The organism is Blastococcus sp. SYSU DS0552, from assembly GCF_054050815.1.
Genome location: NZ_JBJHAB010000046.1, coordinates 1 through 1,468 on the forward strand (window position 1 = coordinate 1; position 1,468 = coordinate 1,468).

1 protein-coding gene and 1 pseudogene are annotated in these 1,468 nt (G+C 71.9%); both read left to right on the top strand.

All coding sequences use genetic code 11. From position 1 onward, the window contains the following. Positions 1 to 164: pseudogene (locus ACI8AG_RS20465) on the top strand (methyl-accepting chemotaxis protein); the annotation flags it as partial. A 256-nt stretch (positions 165 to 420) separates the two neighbouring features. After that, a partial coding sequence (locus ACI8AG_RS20470; RefSeq protein WP_456598495.1) for a HAMP domain-containing protein occupies positions 421 to 1,468 on the top strand: 1,048 nt, incomplete at its 3' end.

Sequence of the window (1,468 nt, forward strand, 5' to 3'; positions counted from 1 at the left end):
AGGAGGCCGCCGGCGGTACGGGGCAGATCGCGGAGAACATCACCAGCGTCTCCACGGCCGCGGACGCCACGACCCAGGCGCTGACCCAGACCCGCACCGCCGTGGACGAGCTGTCCCGGATGGCGGCGGACCTGCGGACCACCGTGGGGCGCTTCGTCTACTGACGCACCGCCGGCGACTCCCCGAGGCGGGGGGCTTCCGACCATTCTGGTCGGGCCCCCCGCCTCTCCTCGTGCTCGGGTCGACAAATCTGCCGGCCTGAGAATGGTCACCCAGGCATTTTCCGCGGCACGCGCGACACGGACTTCTTCAACGTTGAGAAACCGATCGGTCGGGTGACGATCTGCTCGCACCGAACGCATTCCGAACCCCCGGGGCAGGGCAGTCGGCCCGCCCGCTCGAGAACGAGGAAGCCTCGCCATGTCCGCACCACGGCCCGACGCAACAGGTCGGCACTGGTACCGCGACCGCGGTATCGGGACACGGATCTTCGCGGTCTGCGCCGCCCTCCTGCTGGGCATGCTGGCCGCCACGGTCACCGGCATCACCGGCACCCAGCGCGTCGCCGATCTGCACGCCGAGGCGCGCGACGCGGTCGCCGCGCAGCGCGTCGTGGAGGGGGCGCGCTACGACCTGCTCTGGGCTGCCAACTGGCAGAACATCACCGCCTGGAAGGCGCGGGTCGAGGGCGGCGCCGTGGCCGCGGCTGCCGATGGCGACAACGTCGCCGCCTACCGCGACGGCGCGACCGGCTTCGAGGCCCTCTTCGACCTGGACCGCGACCAGCTGGACGCCGACGCCGAGGCCAGCCTCGAGGTGATCGAGCAGAACTGGGCGCTGATGAGCGACTACAACGACCAGATCTTCCTGCTGTGGCAGCAGGGGCGCCTCGACGAGGGCGACGCCCTCTCGCAGGGCGAGAAGTGGGACGTCTTCTACGTCCTCGACCAGGCGATGGTGGAGCTGGTCGCGTCGGTCGACGCCCGGGTCGCGGAGTCCGAGGCCGCGGTCGCCGACGCACGCAGCGAGACGCTGACGGTCTCCCTGGTCGTCTCCGCCCTGGCGTTCGTGCTCGGTGGCGCCCTGGCGCTGCTCGTCTCCCGCGGCATCACCGGCGGGGTCCAGGAGGTCAAGGCCGGGCTCGAGCGGCTGGCTGCGCGCGACCTGACCACCCGCCTGGCGGTGCGCGGCCGTGACGAGATCGGTCAGATGGCCACGGCGCTCAACACCGCTGCCGACGCGATGGCGACCACCATCGCCGACATCGTCTCCTCGGCGGACGCGGTCGCGGCCAGCTCGGAGGAGCTGAGCGCCTCCTCGGCGCAGATCGCGGCCTCCGCCGAGGAGACCTCCGCCCAGTCGAGTGTGGTCTCGGGTGCGGCGGAGGAGGTCTCCCGCAGCGTGGAGACGGTGGCCGCGGGTGCGGAGCAGATGGGTGCCTCGATCCGGGAGATCGCGTCCAACGCGG